At 69.8% G+C, this 13,015-nt stretch carries 15 protein-coding genes; 9 read left to right on the top strand and 6 right to left on the bottom strand.

Annotated features, from left to right (window positions below; all coding sequences use genetic code 11):
- Positions 1–51 precede the first annotated feature (51 nt).
- Positions 52–831 carry an enoyl-CoA hydratase-related protein gene (locus ACWPN7_RS20630; protein WP_149648319.1) on the bottom strand — a complete coding sequence of 260 codons (780 nt, stop codon included), beginning with the start codon at positions 829–831 and terminating at the stop codon, positions 52–54.
- Between the two features lie 193 nt (positions 832–1,024).
- Between ACWPN7_RS20630 and ACWPN7_RS20635 the strand changes: the two genes are divergently transcribed.
- From ACWPN7_RS20635 to ACWPN7_RS20650, 4 genes are all read left to right on the top strand, one after another.
- Positions 1,025–2,686, top strand: a complete 1,662-nt coding sequence (locus ACWPN7_RS20635; protein ID WP_459196000.1) for a peptide ABC transporter substrate-binding protein — start codon at positions 1,025–1,027, stop codon at positions 2,684–2,686.
- A gap of 144 nt (positions 2,687–2,830) precedes the next feature.
- Positions 2,831–3,403: an ABC transporter permease gene (locus tag ACWPN7_RS20640; protein WP_492273428.1), complete on the top strand. Its 573-nt coding sequence runs from the start codon at positions 2,831–2,833 to the stop codon at positions 3,401–3,403.
- A complete protein-coding gene (locus ACWPN7_RS20645) occupies positions 3,382–3,795 on the top strand; it encodes an ABC transporter permease (RefSeq protein ID WP_492273429.1) in 414 nt (137 codons plus the stop codon). The genes ACWPN7_RS20640 and ACWPN7_RS20645 overlap by 22 nt, the downstream gene beginning before the upstream one ends.
- The gene (locus ACWPN7_RS20650; RefSeq protein WP_456521684.1) at positions 3,792–4,700 is read left to right on the top strand and encodes an ABC transporter permease; all 909 of its coding nucleotides are present in this window, start codon (positions 3,792–3,794) and stop codon (positions 4,698–4,700) included. The genes ACWPN7_RS20645 and ACWPN7_RS20650 overlap by 4 nt, the downstream gene beginning before the upstream one ends.
- 134 nt (positions 4,701–4,834) lie before the next feature.
- Here ACWPN7_RS20650 and ACWPN7_RS20655 read toward each other — a convergent pair whose 3' ends face one another.
- The 4 genes from ACWPN7_RS20655 to ACWPN7_RS20670 form a co-directional block, all read right to left on the bottom strand.
- Positions 4,835–5,299: a protease complex subunit PrcB family protein gene (locus ACWPN7_RS20655; RefSeq protein WP_459195998.1), complete on the bottom strand. Its 465-nt coding sequence runs from the start codon at positions 5,297–5,299 to the stop codon at positions 4,835–4,837.
- Positions 5,300–5,307: 8 nt separating this feature from the next.
- On the bottom strand, positions 5,308–5,928 hold the full coding sequence (locus ACWPN7_RS20660) for a glutathione S-transferase family protein (RefSeq protein ID WP_407823586.1): 621 nt from the start codon (positions 5,926–5,928) through the stop codon (positions 5,308–5,310).
- A gap of 158 nt (positions 5,929–6,086) precedes the next feature.
- A complete protein-coding gene (hemN, locus tag ACWPN7_RS20665) occupies positions 6,087–7,493 on the bottom strand; it encodes an oxygen-independent coproporphyrinogen III oxidase (protein ID WP_176025189.1) in 1,407 nt (468 codons plus the stop codon).
- An 81-nt stretch (positions 7,494–7,574) separates the two neighbouring features.
- The gene (locus ACWPN7_RS20670; protein WP_459195997.1) at positions 7,575–8,000 is read right to left on the bottom strand and encodes a DUF4112 domain-containing protein; all 426 of its coding nucleotides are present in this window, start codon (positions 7,998–8,000) and stop codon (positions 7,575–7,577) included.
- Positions 8,001–8,497: 497 nt separating this feature from the next.
- Here ACWPN7_RS20670 and ACWPN7_RS20675 point away from each other — a divergent pair, with 497 nt between their 5' ends.
- The 3 genes from ACWPN7_RS20675 to ACWPN7_RS20685 all read left to right on the top strand — a co-directional run bounded on the left by ACWPN7_RS20675 (position 8,498) and on the right by ACWPN7_RS20685 (position 10,896).
- Positions 8,498–8,734, top strand: coding sequence for a hypothetical protein (locus tag ACWPN7_RS20675; RefSeq protein ID WP_201044904.1), 237 nt, complete (start codon positions 8,498–8,500; stop codon positions 8,732–8,734).
- A gap of 138 nt (positions 8,735–8,872) precedes the next feature.
- On the top strand, positions 8,873–9,949 hold the full coding sequence (locus ACWPN7_RS20680; protein WP_349618852.1) for a TIM44-like domain-containing protein: 1,077 nt from the start codon (positions 8,873–8,875) through the stop codon (positions 9,947–9,949).
- Between the two features lie 137 nt (positions 9,950–10,086).
- Positions 10,087–10,896 carry an ImuA family protein gene (locus tag ACWPN7_RS20685; protein WP_492273430.1) on the top strand — a complete coding sequence of 270 codons (810 nt, stop codon included), beginning with the start codon at positions 10,087–10,089 and terminating at the stop codon, positions 10,894–10,896.
- An 86-nt stretch (positions 10,897–10,982) separates the two neighbouring features.
- On the opposite strand, the gene ACWPN7_RS20690 is transcribed toward ACWPN7_RS20685, so the two are convergent.
- Positions 10,983–11,153, bottom strand: a complete 171-nt coding sequence (locus tag ACWPN7_RS20690) for a hypothetical protein (protein WP_014239377.1) — start codon at positions 11,151–11,153, stop codon at positions 10,983–10,985.
- A 302-nt stretch (positions 11,154–11,455) separates the two neighbouring features.
- Between ACWPN7_RS20690 and ACWPN7_RS20695 the strand changes: the two genes are divergently transcribed.
- Entirely contained in the window at positions 11,456–12,133 is a 678-nt protein-coding gene (locus ACWPN7_RS20695; RefSeq protein ID WP_459195995.1) for a tRNA-uridine aminocarboxypropyltransferase, read from the top strand.
- A gap of 296 nt (positions 12,134–12,429) precedes the next feature.
- Positions 12,430–13,008, top strand: a complete 579-nt coding sequence (locus ACWPN7_RS20700) for a tyrosine phosphatase family protein (RefSeq protein WP_038526139.1) — start codon at positions 12,430–12,432, stop codon at positions 13,006–13,008.
- The last annotated feature ends 7 nt before the right edge of the window (positions 13,009–13,015 follow it).

The following is a 13,015-nucleotide window of genomic DNA, read 5'->3' on the forward strand; positions in this document are numbered from 1 at the left end:
CCCCCGTCCGGAAACCATCGCTATGGGGTGAACCCTGGCATGCGCGGGCGCTCACCGCCCCTTGAAGACCGGCTTGCGTTTCTCCAGGAACGCCCGGTAGCCCTCGCGGAAATCCTCCGTGCCGAAGCAGTGGTAGCATTCGGCGATCTCCGCTTCCGACAGCGGGGCGGGGTCGGACAGGCGGCGGACGAACTGCTTGTGCAGCCGGGCGGCCAGTGGGGCGCCCCCGGCGATGCGTTCGCAGGTCGCGGCGATTTCCTCCTCGAAGGCGTCGTCGGCGACGAGGCGGTGGACCAGCCGCTTGTCCTTGGCCTCCTCCGCGCCGAAGACTCGGCCCTCCAGCAGGATCTCCAGAGCCGCCGGGCCGCCCGCGATGTCGTGGAGCAGCTTCAACTCGGGCAGCGCCATGGAGATGCCAAGCCGGCTGACCGGCACGCCGAAGCGGCTGCCGGCGGTGCAGACCCGCAGGTCGCAGGCCAGCGCCACGGCCAGCCCGATGCCGCAGCAGGCGCCCTGGATGGCCGCCAGCGTCGGGTGCGGCAGGTTGCGCAGCAGGGCCAGCCCTTCGTCCATCAGCACGCCGTAGTCGGCGCCCTGCTCGGGGCTGTTGCGCTCCGTCTCGAATTCGGAGATGTCGGCGCCGGGGCTGAAGGCCCGCCCGCCGGCGCCGCGCAGCACCACCGCGCGCACCGTGTCGTCGGCGCCGAGCCGGCGCAGCAGCGGGATCAGCGCCTGCCACATCGGCTTGTCGAAGGCGTTCAGCTTGTCGGGGTTGCTGAGGGTCAGCGTGGCGACGACGCCGTCGCGGCTCAGGGTCACGGTGCCGGCCATGGCCTGTCGGGCTCCCCATCCATTCGGTTGCGTATGGGGCAGACCACAAACACCGGCGGCCCCGATCCGTCAAGGGCTTCCCTAAAGCCGCATCGGCGCTGGACCACGGGGCCGCGGGTCCCCATAGTTCGTAGCCGGGACTTCACCGGACGGAGATGACGCCGCGATGCGAACGGGATTGGCGCGAACGGGATTGGCCGCTTTCACCTTGGCCGCCGCTCTGGCCGCCGCCCCCATGGGCTCGCCCGCCTTCGCAGCGAAGGACGAGCTGGTGATCGGCATGACCCAGTTCCCGTCCAACTGGCACCCCTCCATGGAAGCGATGATGGCGAAGAGCTACGTCCTGTCCATGGCGCGCCGGCCCTTCACCGCCTACGATCCCGACTGGCGGCTGACCTGCCTGCTCTGCACCGAGCTGCCGGCGCTGGACAAGGGCACCGCGGAGTACGAGACGCGGGCCGACGGCAAGAAGGGCATCAAGGTCACCTACACCATCAACCCCAAGGCGACCTGGGGCGACGGCACACCGGTGACGACCGAGGACGTGCTGTTCACCTGGACGGTCGGCAAGCACCCGCAGAGCGGCTACAGCAACTTCGACCTGTTCGCCCGCGACATCGTGGCGGTCGACGCCAAGGACGAGCGTACCTTCACCATCCACCGCGACAAGGCGGTGTGCAGCTATGCCGAGATCAACGACTTCGAGATCCTGCCCGCCCATCTGGAGCGCGCGGTGTTCGAGGCCGACCCGGCGACCTACCGCAACCGCTCCAAGTACGAGACGGACACGACGAATCCCGGCCTGTGGTTCGGCCCCTACCGCATCGCCCAGGTCGAGCCGGGCAGCCATATGGTGCTGGAGCCCAACCCGACCTGGTGGGGGGCGAAGCCGGCCTTCAAGCGGGTGATCGTCAAGTCCATCGAGAACACCGCCGCGCTGGAGGCCAACCTGCTGGCCGGGCAGGTCGACATGGTGCCGGGGGAGACCGGCCTTCCGCTCGATCAGGTGCTCGCCTTCGAGAAGCGGCACGGCAGCCGCTACAACGTCTTCTACAAGCCGGGCCTGTTCTTCGAGCATGTCGAGCTGAACCTCGACAACCCGGCGCTGGCCGATGTGCGGGTGCGCCGGGCGCTGCTCCACGCCATCGACCGCGAGGCGATTTCCAAGCAGCTCTACGACGGGCGCCAGCCGGTCGCCCACAACGAGATCAGCCCGCTCGACCGCGTGCACGCGCCGGGCTACCCGACCTACGCCTTCGACCCGGCGCTGGCCGGCAAGCTGCTGGACGAGGCGGGCTGGAGCGAGCGGCGCGCCGGGGTGCGCCACAACGCCAAGGGGGAACGGCTGTCGCTGGAGATCATGACGACCGCCGGCAACCGCTCCCGCGAGGTGTTGCAGCAGGTGCTCCAGGCGCAGTGGCGGCAGGCCGGGATCGAGGTGCGCATCGTCAACGAGCCGGCCCGCGTCCTGTTCGGCGACACGCTGGAGAAGCGCCGCTTCAAGTCGATGGCGCTGTTCGCCTGGATCAGTGCGCCGGAGAACATCCCGCGCACCATCCTGCATTCCAGCATGATCCCGACGGAGGCCAACAACTGGGCGGGCCAGAACTACACCGGCTACCGGAATCCGGAGATGGACAAGGTCCTGGAGGACCTGGAGCATGTCTGCGAGCCCGACGCCAACCGCGCGCTGTGGGCGAAGCTGCAGACGCTCTACGCCCAGGACCTGCCGAACCTGCCGCTGTTCTTCCGCGCCGATCCGTTCATCCTGCCGCCCTGGCTGGAGGGCGTGGTGCCGACCGGGCATCTGGATTCCAGCACGCTGTGGATCGAGACGTGGAAGGCGAAGGAGTGAGGATGTCGCGGGTGGTTGCCCCCACCCTCCCACGCTTGCGCGTGGGTCCCTCCCTCCCCCGCTTCGCAGGGGAGGGAAAGTTGGCCCCCTCTCCCGCGAAGCGGGGGAGGGCTGGGGGGAGGGCAATGGGACCATGACCCGCCCATGACCCGCTTCCTCGCCTCCCGCCTGCTCCAGGCGCTGGTCGTCCTGCTGCTGATGAGCTTCGTCATCACCGTCCTGATGACGCTGATGCCGGGCGATCCGGTGGACATGATGCTGGCCGGCAACCCGCGCGCCACCCCCGCCGACGTGGCGCGGCTGAAGGCGCTCTACGGTCTCGACAAGCCATTGCTGGACCGTTACTGGCATTGGCTCCAGGCGACGCTGATGGGGGATTTCGGCTTCTCCCGGCTCTACGCGCAGCCGGTGCTGACGATCCTGCTGCCGCGGCTGGGCAACACGCTGCTGCTGCTCGGGGCGGCGATGGCGCTGACCCTGGCGGTGGCGCTGCCGCTCGGCGTCTACGCGGCGCGGCGGCCCTACGGCTGGGCGGACAACGCCATCAACCTGTTCTGCTTCGCCGGCATTTCCGTCCCGGCCTTCTGGCTGGCGCTGCTGCTGATCCTGCTCTTCGCGGTGGAACTGCAATGGCTGCCGGCCTCCGGCCTCGGCCCGGTAGGGGGGAGGGCTGGTGGGAGCGGCTGCCCTACCTCGTGCTGCCGGTGGCCTCGCTGACGCTGGCGAGCATCGGCGGCTACACGCGCTACGTCCGCGCCGCGATGATGGGGGAGCTTCGCCAGGATTACGTCCGCACCGCCCGCGCCAAGGGGCTGGGGGAGGGGCGGGTGGTCTGGCGCCACGCGCTGCGCAACGCGACCATTCCCATCGTGACCATCGTGGCGCTGGAGTTCGGCGCCCTCTTCTCCGGCGCGCTGGTGACCGAGACGATGTTCGCTTGGCCGGGCATGGGCAAGCTGATCTACGACAGCATCATGGGCAACGACCTGAACGTGGCGCTGGTGGCGCTGCTCTTCGCCACGCTGACGACGCTGGCCGGCAACCTGCTGGCCGACGCCGCCTACGCCGGGCTGGACCCGCGCATCTCCTTCAAGGGGGACGGGGCGTGAGGGCCGAGCGCTTGAAGGCCGGGCGCTTCCTGCGGCGCTTCGCCCGCCACCGGCTGGCGGTGGTCAGTGCCTTGCTTCTGCTGGTGCTGGCCGTCGCCGCGGCGGCCGCACCCTGGGTGGAGCACTGGCTGGGGGTGGAATCCACGGGCATCAGTCTGCTCGATCGCTTCGGCCCGCCCTCGGCTCTGCACCCGCTGGGCACCGACGAGCTGGGGCGCGACGTGCTGGTGCGGCTGCTCTACGGCGGGCGGGTGTCGCTGTTCGTCGGCGTGGCGGCGGCGCTGGCCTCCGCCGTCATCGGCACGGGGATTGGGCTGCTGGCCGGCTATTTCGGCGGGCGGCTCGACGATCTGCTGATGCGCGTTACCGACGGGCTGATCGCGCTGCCGCTGCTGCCGCTGCTGATCGTGCTGGGCGCCATCGACCTGACGCGGCTGGGCATTCCGCCGGAGGTGGCGGGATCGGAGGACGCCAGCCTGCTGCGCATCGTTGTTCTGGTGGCGCTGTTTGGCTGGACGACGGTGGCGCGGCTGGTGCGCGGGGCCACCCTGTCGGCGCGGCGGCGCGACTATGTGCGGGCGGCAGTGGCGATGGGGGCGGGCAGCCGCCGCATCATGCTGACCCACATTCTGCCGAACGTCGCCGCCCCCGCCGTGGTGGCGACGACGCTGACGGTCGGCAACGTGATCCTGCTGGAGTCGGTTCTGAGCTTCCTCGGGCTGGGCATCCAGCCGCCGCTGCCCTCCTGGGGCAACATGCTGACCAACGCGCAGGAACTGGTGGGAACCGCGCCGCTGCTGGCGGTGTGGCCTGGGCTGTTGATCTTCCTGACGGTGATCGCCGTCAACCTGCTGGGCGACGGGCTTCAGGACGCGCTGGACCCGCGGGTGGTGGGGAAGCGGTAGTCGTTGGTGCCCCCTCCCTAACCCTCCCCCGCTGACGCAGGGGAGGGGACAAATCTCCCTCTCCTGCGAAGCGGGGGAGGGAAGGGGCCCGCGGCGAAGCCGTGGGAAGGGTGGGGGCAACGGCAAGCGCCCCCTCACTTCTCCCTTTGAAACTTCGCCGCCCCGGCCGCCAGCGGAATCAACCGCACCGCGTAGGGCGACGTCTGCATCTGCGCCACCGCCTGGGCCGGACCCGGAACCCGTTCGCGGTAGCCGACGACCACATCGCCGCCGGCCGGCCGCGCGCTGACGATGGACACGCCGTAGCCGCCGGTGTCGCGCGGGCCGAGGAAGACCGCCGCGGCCATGCGGTCGCCGGGCAGGGGACCCGGCGCGGCCTCGCCGACGCGGGCCCAGAGGTCGTTCCATTCCTGCGGGTTGCGCGCGACCACATAGGCGCGCTCGTAGGCCTGGCTGCGGTCGCCCTGCCAATAGGTGCCGGGATCGGCGTCGGCGGGGAGCAGGGCCTGCGGCTCCGCCCCGTCCGGGGTGGTCTGGCAGGCGCCGAGAAGGGGAAGCGTCACGGCGAGGGCAAGCAGGGCGGCGGTGGGGCGGGTCATGCGGCGGCTCACTCCGGCACTGCCATGCCGCGCTTGACCGCCGGGCGCTCGGCGACCGTGGCGTGCCAGCGCTTCAGGTTGGGGTAGCGGTCCAGCACGTTGCCTTCCGCCTTGGCGGCCACGGCCACGAAGGGGAAACAGGCGATGTCGGCGATGGAGTAGGCGCCGCCGGCCAGATAGTCCGACCCGCCCAGACGCTCCTCCATCGCGGCGTGGATGCGCTGCAGCTCGCCTTTGAAATAGTCGATGGCGTAGGGGATCTTCTCCGGCGCCATGACCGCGAAGCGGAACTTGCTCAAGCCCGAGGGGCCGAGGTCGCTGACGCCCAGCATCAGCCAGCTCAGCGCCTCCGCCCGCTCGTCCTCGTCCTCGGGCAGCAGGCGGCCGGTGCGCTCCGCGTAGTGCAGCAGGATGGCCCCCGAGCCGAACAGGCGCCGCCTCTTGCCGCCGGGTAGTTCCTCGACGACGGCCGGAATCTTGCCGATCGGGCTGACCGCCAGATAGTCGGGCTGACGGCCTTCGCCGGCCACGAGGTCGACCTTGTGGACCTTGTAGGTGAGACCCAGCTCTTCGAGCAGGATCGAAGCCTTTTGCCCGTTCGGCGAGGCGAAGGTGTAGAGCGTGATCATCGGTGCCCGTCCCTGGAGCCTGTTCCTTTGCCGCGTCCGCAAAGATGTTCAACAGGCGCCAGTTTCGCCGATTTGCGCGCGGAAGGCCAGAGGCAGGAAAAAGCGTCCTTTTTCCTGCCGATCACATCCTTTTCCTGCCGGTCACAAGAGCATCACGCTCACACCGCGCGGCTGTGCTTCCCGGCGCCGGTGGACAGGTAGGTGTCGAAGCGCGCGGCGACGATGCGCATCAGCGGGCGGGCGGGCTCCGGCACATGGACGCGGCGGCCCTCCACCACGGCGACCCCGTCGGCCACCAGATCGGCCATGGCCTCCAGGTCGGCGTCGAAGGTCCCGGCGGCCAGCCCATGGGCCTCGGCCACCGCGCCGACGTCCACCGACAGGTCGCACATCAGCCGCACGATCAGGTCGCGGCGCAGCCGGTCGTCGGCGGTCAGTGTCAGCCCCTTACCGGTCGGGAACCGTCCGGCCTCGACGGCCTGGGCGTATTGGTCGAAGGGAACGGCGTTCTGCACGTAGCCCTGCGGCAGCGCCCCGATGGAGGAGGCGCCGAAGCCCAGGAGCACCTCCGCGTCGTCGGTCGTGTAGCCCTGGAAGTTGCGGCTGAGCCGCCCTTCGCTCTGCTGCACGGCCAGCTCGTCGTCGGGCCGGGCGAAGTGGTCGAGGCCGATGGGCTGGAAGCCGGCGTCGGTCAGAACCCCGGCGATGGCCGCGAACTGCTCCCAACGGCCGAGCGTGCCGGCGAGCGCCGACTCGTCGATCTTCTTCTGGTGCGTCTTCATCCACGGCACATGGGCGTAGCCGAAGACCGACAGCCGGTTCGGCGCCATGGTCAGGGCGATCTCGGCGGACCGCGCGACGCTCTCCACCGACTGGCCGGGCAGGCCGTACATCAGGTCGAGGTTGATGTGGCGGATGCCGTTGGCGCGCAGCCATTCCAGCGTCTGCTCGGTCTGCTCCCGCGGCTGGATGCGGTTGATGGCCGCCTGCACCGAAGCGTCGAAGTCCTGCACGCCGAGCGAGGCGCGGTTGACCCCGGCGCGGCCCAGCGCCTCGGCCATCGCACGGGTCAGGGTGCGCGGGTCGATCTCCACCGCGATCTCCGCGTCCGGCGTCACGTCGTAACGCTCGCGCAGCAGGGCGATCAGCGATTCGAAGTCGTCCGGCGCCATCATGGTCGGGGTGCCGCCGCCGAAATGGATGTGCCGCACCCGCAGCCGTCCGGATATGCGGTCGGCGACCATGCCGACTTCGCGCCGCAGATGGCCGAGATACTCGGCGATGGGGGCGTAGCGGGCGACGATCTTGGTGTGGCAGCCGCAGTACCAGCACATCTTCGCGCAGAAGGGCACGTGCAGGTACAGCGACCCCGTGTGGGCCGCCGTGTCCAGCTCCGCCAGCCAATCCGCGTAGCGCTCCGCCCCCACGGCGGCGGTGAAGTGCGGCGCCGTCGGGTAGCTGGTGTAGCGGGGCACCCGCAGCCCATCGTACTTGGCCAGCAGGGCGGCGTTCAGCGGGGCGGTCGGGGCGGCGGTGGCGCAGGCCACGGGGGAGATCGCGTTCATGGCCGGGAGGATCGTGCAGACCGCCGTCCGCCGCTTTGACACAAGTCAAGCGTTCGAACGCCCGCCCGTCCGGCCGGCCCGTCAGTGGTGTGCGGCCAGCCGGTTCTCCAGATGCTCCAGCAGCAGGTTCAGGTTGCGGCGGTTGGCCTTGAAGCCGATGTCGAAGAGGGCGCCGACCACCGGAACCGAACCGCCGGCCCAATCCACCGCCATGTTGGCGATCATCCGGGCGATCAGGCTTTTCGGAAGGTCGAAGCGGGCGGCCTCCATGATGATGTAGGCGGCCACCACGGTGGTCGCCGTGCTGCCGGCGACCGGGACCAGCGCGGCGATGCCGTCCAGCCCGAAGGGAATGCGCGTGCCGGGAACGCGCCAGCGCGTGTCCATCAGCCGGGTCAGCCGGCGCAGCCGCTCCAGCCGTTCCAGATCGATGGAGATGACCGGCGGCGCCGTGGCGACGCCCGAGAGGGTGGTGGCGGGCGCGGGACGCGTGCGGATGTCGCTCATGGGGCTTCACCGGAGCAGGAGAGCCGCCGTGGGGAGCCGCCGGCGGGGGAAGCCGTGGGCGGTGCCGGTCGGGCGTGTCGGGTTGAGCAACCCGCGGCTGTCCCCGGCGGTTCCCGGCCTATCTCCATCGGGTGTCCGGCACCACGGACGCGCTCACGGCCCGGGTGGAGCCGTCGTCATACGGATGATCGGGCGGACGCAGGGTCATCGTCCGAACGGAGAGGGGGGTTGACGACCGGATGCGGCGAATGGACGCGCAGTCCGGATTTGCGGAAGCCAAGCAATTGTTGTTTCGACGATTTTTCCGGAATCGCCGGATTTTCAGACGGCCATATGCCGAAGGCATCTCTGGTCTGGGGCGTCCCAAAGCACAACAATGGTGCGCGCAGGTCGAGACTTAAGACCGAAAAGAACCGAACGGGCACCCGCTCCACAGGGTGATGGGCGGGGCACCAGTCATCGGAAAAAAACAGCTCGGAAAAACAGGGAGGATAACCATGACCACGCTTTATTGCGCCTGCTGCGGACAGCCATTCCGCCGCACTTCGCCGCGCGGACCGGCGCCGCTCTACTGCTCGCGTGATTGCCGCCGCCAGATCGAGGTCCGCCGCCGCGTCTGGGCGTCGCTGCGGGCAGCGGAACGGACGGCCGCCGCACCGCTGACGCCGGTGGTTCCGGCCGGTGCGGGATCTTTCCATAGGGTGGAAATCGTGTGGGAGCGCGCCTCCGCCTGATCGGGCGCCGCACGCGGTCTGCGTATTTTTTGGCCGGTTTGGTTGTGGTCCCTCTAAAACAGCAGGGCAGCCATACCATATAGGAGGACGCTACATGAGTGAGCGTCCCCCGAACCGAGGGCTTTACCGAACACGGCCATGACCCAGAAAACGCGATCCCCCCGCACCGTTTCCCGCACCCCGGCCCGCGCCTTCGGCGCCGTCGCTCTGGCGCTGGCCGTGGCGCTGACCGCCGGCACCGCCGATGCCCGCGCCGGCAAGAGCAGCTCCGCGGGCAGCCGCGGCTCGCGCACCTACGAGGCGCCGGCCCAGACCAACACCGCGCCGCGCGCCGCCCCGATGGAGCGCTCGGCCGCCCCCGCCCAGACGCCGGGCGCGCAGCAGCCGGGCATGCAGCAGCCGGGCATGGCGTCGCCGGCGGCGGCGCAACGCGGCGGCTTCTTCTCGCGCGGCGGCTTCATGCCGGCCCTGATGGGCGGCCTGATCGGCGCCGGCATCGCCGGCATGCTGTTCGGCGGCGGCTTCCTCGACGGGCTGGGCAGCTTCGCGGGCATCCTGGGCTTCATCCTCCAGATCCTGCTGGTCGTCTTCCTGGTCCGGCTGGCCATGCGCTTCTTCCGCAACCGTTCGGCGGGCGCGGCGCGGCCGGCGGGCATGGGCGCTTCCAACGCCGCCTATGCCGGTCCGAATCCGGGCGCCATGAACCGCGAGGCGGTGGACGCGCGCTCGAACCCGCTGGGTGGTGGCGCTCGCGGCAGCGCCGCTGCGGGTCCGGCTTCTTCCGGCCGTCCGGGCGTGCGCCGTGACGACCTGGGCATCGGCCCGGCCGACTATCAGGCGTTCGAGCAGACGCTGGTCGCGGTCCAGACCGCCTACGGCAACGAGGACCAAACGGCCCTGCGCAGCGCCGTGACGCCGGAGATGGCCTCCTACTTCACCGAGGAACTGGCGGCCAACCACAACCGTGGCGTGGTCAACCGTCTGTCCGACGTCCGCCTGCTCCAGGGCGACCTGGCCGAGGCGTGGCGCGAGGGCAACGCGGAATACGCCACCGTGGCGATGCGCTTCTCGCTGACCGACGTGACGGTGGACCGCGCGAGCAACCGCGTGGTCGAGGGCGACCCGAACCGCCCGGTCGAAGCCACGGAAATCTGGACCTTCACCCGTCCGCGCGGTGGGCGCTGGGTCCTGTCGGCGATCCAACAGGCCGGCTGATCCACTCTCCACTCCTCAACCGGTCTCGCGGGGGGGCGTCCGAAAGGGCGCCCCCTTTCGCATTTCCGGACTCCCCTGGGCAGATGGGACATGATAGAACATATCAGGAACAAATGCCTGCTCAGCGGAAGCAAGTCATGCCCGAACTTCCTGTGCCTGAGTCCTGCATCAAAGCGCCCCCGCCGGACCGGGCGGCCGTTCTGGCCGATCTGCGCGCTCGCATCCGTGGCCTGGAAGGGCTGGGCGGGGAGGGGGCGCGGGTGCTGCTCTTCGGCCTGCCGGATCTCGACGGAGCCTTTCCGGCGGGCGGTCTCCCGCTCGGCTGTCTGCACGAGGTGGCGGGGGAGGAGCCGGGGGCCGGGACGGCCTTCGCCGCGCATCTGCTGGCGCGCCTCGCCAGCGCGGCGGCGCCCGCGCTGTGGGTCGTGCGCGGGCGCGACCTGCACGCCGCCGGGCTGGCCGCCTATGGGCTGACGCCGGACCGGCTGATCGCCGTGCGCGCGACCCGCGACACCGACGCCCTGTGGGCGATGGAGGAGGCGCTGCGCTGCAAGCGGCTGTCCGCCGTGCTGGGGGAGGTCGGGGGGCTGGACCTGACGGCGAGCCGCCGGCTGCAACTGGCCGCCGAGTTGTCGGGTGTGACGGGATTCCTGTTGCAGAGCACCGCCCGCCGCTCGGCGGCGAGCGCGGCGGTCACCCGCTGGCGGATCGCGCCGGCACACAGTTGGACGGCGGAGCCGGGCGTCGGCGATCCGCGCTGGCGCGCCGAGCTGGAGCGCTGCCGGGGCGGTCGCCTGGGGTCGTGGCTTCTGGAATGGCGTGATGGTGCCCTGGTCCCGGCGCAAGCACCGGAGCGGGCCGTTCCCGCGCCGGCATCCACGTCCACCCCGGTTCGGCGTCCGGCTCCGGCGGGCGGACACGGACCGTCCTGGGCCGAGGTGGCGTGATGCGGACGGAAGGACGGGCGGTGATGTCGTTTACGCGACAGCCGTTCGAGATGTCGCTTATGCGACAGCCACCCGTCGTTTTCCGGTCAGTAGTTGGTGGCCCAGTCGGGCAGGGGATGCCCGGTCTCGGTATCCGGATCGGCGTCGGGCGGAAAGGGCGCGTCGTCCGCGTAGAGCGGCAGTTGCCGGGCGAATTCGGCCGATTCCTGAGCCCGGCGTTGCTCCAGCAAGCGGGCGGCCAAATGAGCGGGCAGCATGGCAAGCCTCCTTCTGAGCGTCGGGAGAGCCTGGGGAGCGGTCCTGTCGGCCGCCCTCGGCCCAACCCGTCCTGTGTGTCTGGACGCTATCATGCAAGGTCCAGGCCTCTAAGTGATGCAGATCACGCGTTATGCAAACTTTAATGCGCCCGGTTTCTTTTTCAGGCCCCGTTTCTTTTTTGAGGCCCGTTCCTTTTTTCGGATGGGAAGCTCATAGTCCCCGCCTCCCGCTTTTTCCGCCGATGTTCCTTCTGCCGAGACCGACCATGCACGCCGAACCCTGCCCCACCTGCCTAAAACCTATGCATTTGTGCGTTTGCGAGGCGGTGGAGCCGATCGACAACGCCGTCTTCCTGCTCATCCTCCAGCACCCGCAGGAAAAGCGCGAGACACTGGGCACCGCGCAGATCGCCCATCTCCAGTTCAAGAACTCCGCGCTTAAGGTCGGGCTGAGCTGGTCGAACCTGAAGCGCATCCTGGGGCGCGAGGTCGATTACAAGCGCTGGGGCGTGCTCTATCTCGGCCCGGTCAAGCAGGGCGCCGGCCCCTTGCCAGAGGTGTCCGTGGTGGACAAGGGCGGCGTCCCGCAGAAGGACAGCGAGCTGGTGCTGGGCGACCTGGAGGGCGTCATCGTCCTGGACGGCACCTGGAGCCAGGCCAAGACGCTGTGGTGGCGCAACCCGTGGCTCCTGAAATGCCGCCGCATCGTGCTGAACCCGCAGTTCCGCTCCCTCTACGGGCAGGCCCGCAAGGAGCCGCGACGCGACAGCGTGTCGACCCTGGAGGCCGCTGCTTTCCTGCTGTCGCGGCTGGAGGCCGAACCGGCGGTCCTCGACCGCGCGCTGAAGCCCTTCGCGCTGCTGCTGAAGAAGCTGCGCGCACCGCGCCCGCGCCCCGTTCTGCCGCCCCGCGCGGGGACGACGGAGCCCGCTGCGGAGACGGCCCTAAATCAGGCCCAGGATCAGGACGGGGCGGAATAATCCGCACCTCTTCCGGGATCGCCCTTTCCGGGTAAGCCCCCCTCGACCAGGGCGGCCGTGGCAACCAATGCGCTGTTGCGCTGTTGAGGATTGCATCGGCCGCTCGGGCCTCAACCAAGGGAGCGATCCATGAAGGGCGTTTTGCTGTGGCTTGTCGGTATTCCCATTCCGATCATTCTTCTGCTGTACCTGTTCAACGTCCTCTGATCGGGCCTCTGATCGGCTTGACGGCACGGACCGGCGGCGCCACATGCGAACCGCGCCGCCCTCCGCGCGCACGGCAAGAGACGAGGACCATGGCCCGCGATTTCGTTCCCTTCGGACTGACCGTCTGCGGCATCGAGGAGCTGAACGGCTTCTGCGAAGCCGGCGTGACCCACGTCCTGTCGATCCTCGACCCCGGCCACCCGGAGCCGACCGCCTTCGGCTCTTACGGTGAGCACAAGCGGCTGGAGCTGCGCTTCCACGACATCATCGACCCCTACATGGGGCAGTCCCTGCCGCAGCGCGCGGATGTCGAGCGCATCCTGGCCTTCGGGCGCGACCTGATGACCGAGCCGACCGGGGTGGGTGGGCTGCTGGTCCATTGCCACGCCGGCATCTCGCGCTCGACCGCCGCCCTGACCATGATCCTGGCCCAGGCCAGCCCCGACCGCCCCGCCGCCGAGGCGATGGCCGCCGTGGTCGGCATCCGCCACAAGGCGTGGCCCAACCTGCGCATGATCGAATTCGCCGATGAGATCCTGGAGCGCCGGGGCGAACTGGTCGCCGCCGTCCGCGCCCGCCATCGGAGCTACGGCCTGGAGCGTCCCGATCTGGTCCAGTTCATGATCGACAACGGCCGGGTGCGCGAGGTCGCGGACCTGATCGACTGACCGTTCC

Source organism: Azospirillum sp. UENF 312511, from assembly GCF_058780635.1.

What these genes read in the sequence shown, in the direction of transcription:
- ACWPN7_RS20700 (WP_038526139.1), top strand. Translation starts at nt 12,430, where the DNA reads ATGGCCCGCGATTTCGTTCCCTTCGGACTGACCGTCTGCGGCATCGAG.
- ACWPN7_RS20675 (WP_201044904.1), top strand. Translation starts at nt 8,498, where the DNA reads ATGACCACGCTTTATTGCGCCTGCTGCGGACAGCCATTCCGCCGCACT.
- ACWPN7_RS20655 (WP_459195998.1), bottom strand. Translation starts at nt 5,299, where the DNA reads ATGACCCGCCCCACCGCCGCCCTGCTTGCCCTCGCCGTGACGCTTCCC.
- ACWPN7_RS20670 (WP_459195997.1), bottom strand. Translation starts at nt 8,000, where the DNA reads ATGAGCGACATCCGCACGCGTCCCGCGCCCGCCACCACCCTCTCGGGC.
- ACWPN7_RS20695 (WP_459195995.1), top strand. Translation starts at nt 11,456, where the DNA reads ATGCATTTGTGCGTTTGCGAGGCGGTGGAGCCGATCGACAACGCCGTC.
- ACWPN7_RS20640 (WP_492273428.1), top strand. Translation starts at nt 2,831, where the DNA reads ATGACCCGCTTCCTCGCCTCCCGCCTGCTCCAGGCGCTGGTCGTCCTG.
- ACWPN7_RS20690 (WP_014239377.1), bottom strand. Translation starts at nt 11,153, where the DNA reads ATGCTGCCCGCTCATTTGGCCGCCCGCTTGCTGGAGCAACGCCGGGCT.
- hemN (WP_176025189.1), bottom strand. Translation starts at nt 7,493, where the DNA reads ATGAACGCGATCTCCCCCGTGGCCTGCGCCACCGCCGCCCCGACCGCC.
- ACWPN7_RS20630 (WP_149648319.1), bottom strand. Translation starts at nt 831, where the DNA reads ATGGCCGGCACCGTGACCCTGAGCCGCGACGGCGTCGTCGCCACGCTG.
- ACWPN7_RS20660 (WP_407823586.1), bottom strand. Translation starts at nt 5,928, where the DNA reads ATGATCACGCTCTACACCTTCGCCTCGCCGAACGGGCAAAAGGCTTCG.
- ACWPN7_RS20680 (WP_349618852.1), top strand. Translation starts at nt 8,873, where the DNA reads ATGACCCAGAAAACGCGATCCCCCCGCACCGTTTCCCGCACCCCGGCC.
- ACWPN7_RS20685 (WP_492273430.1), top strand. Translation starts at nt 10,087, where the DNA reads ATGCCCGAACTTCCTGTGCCTGAGTCCTGCATCAAAGCGCCCCCGCCG.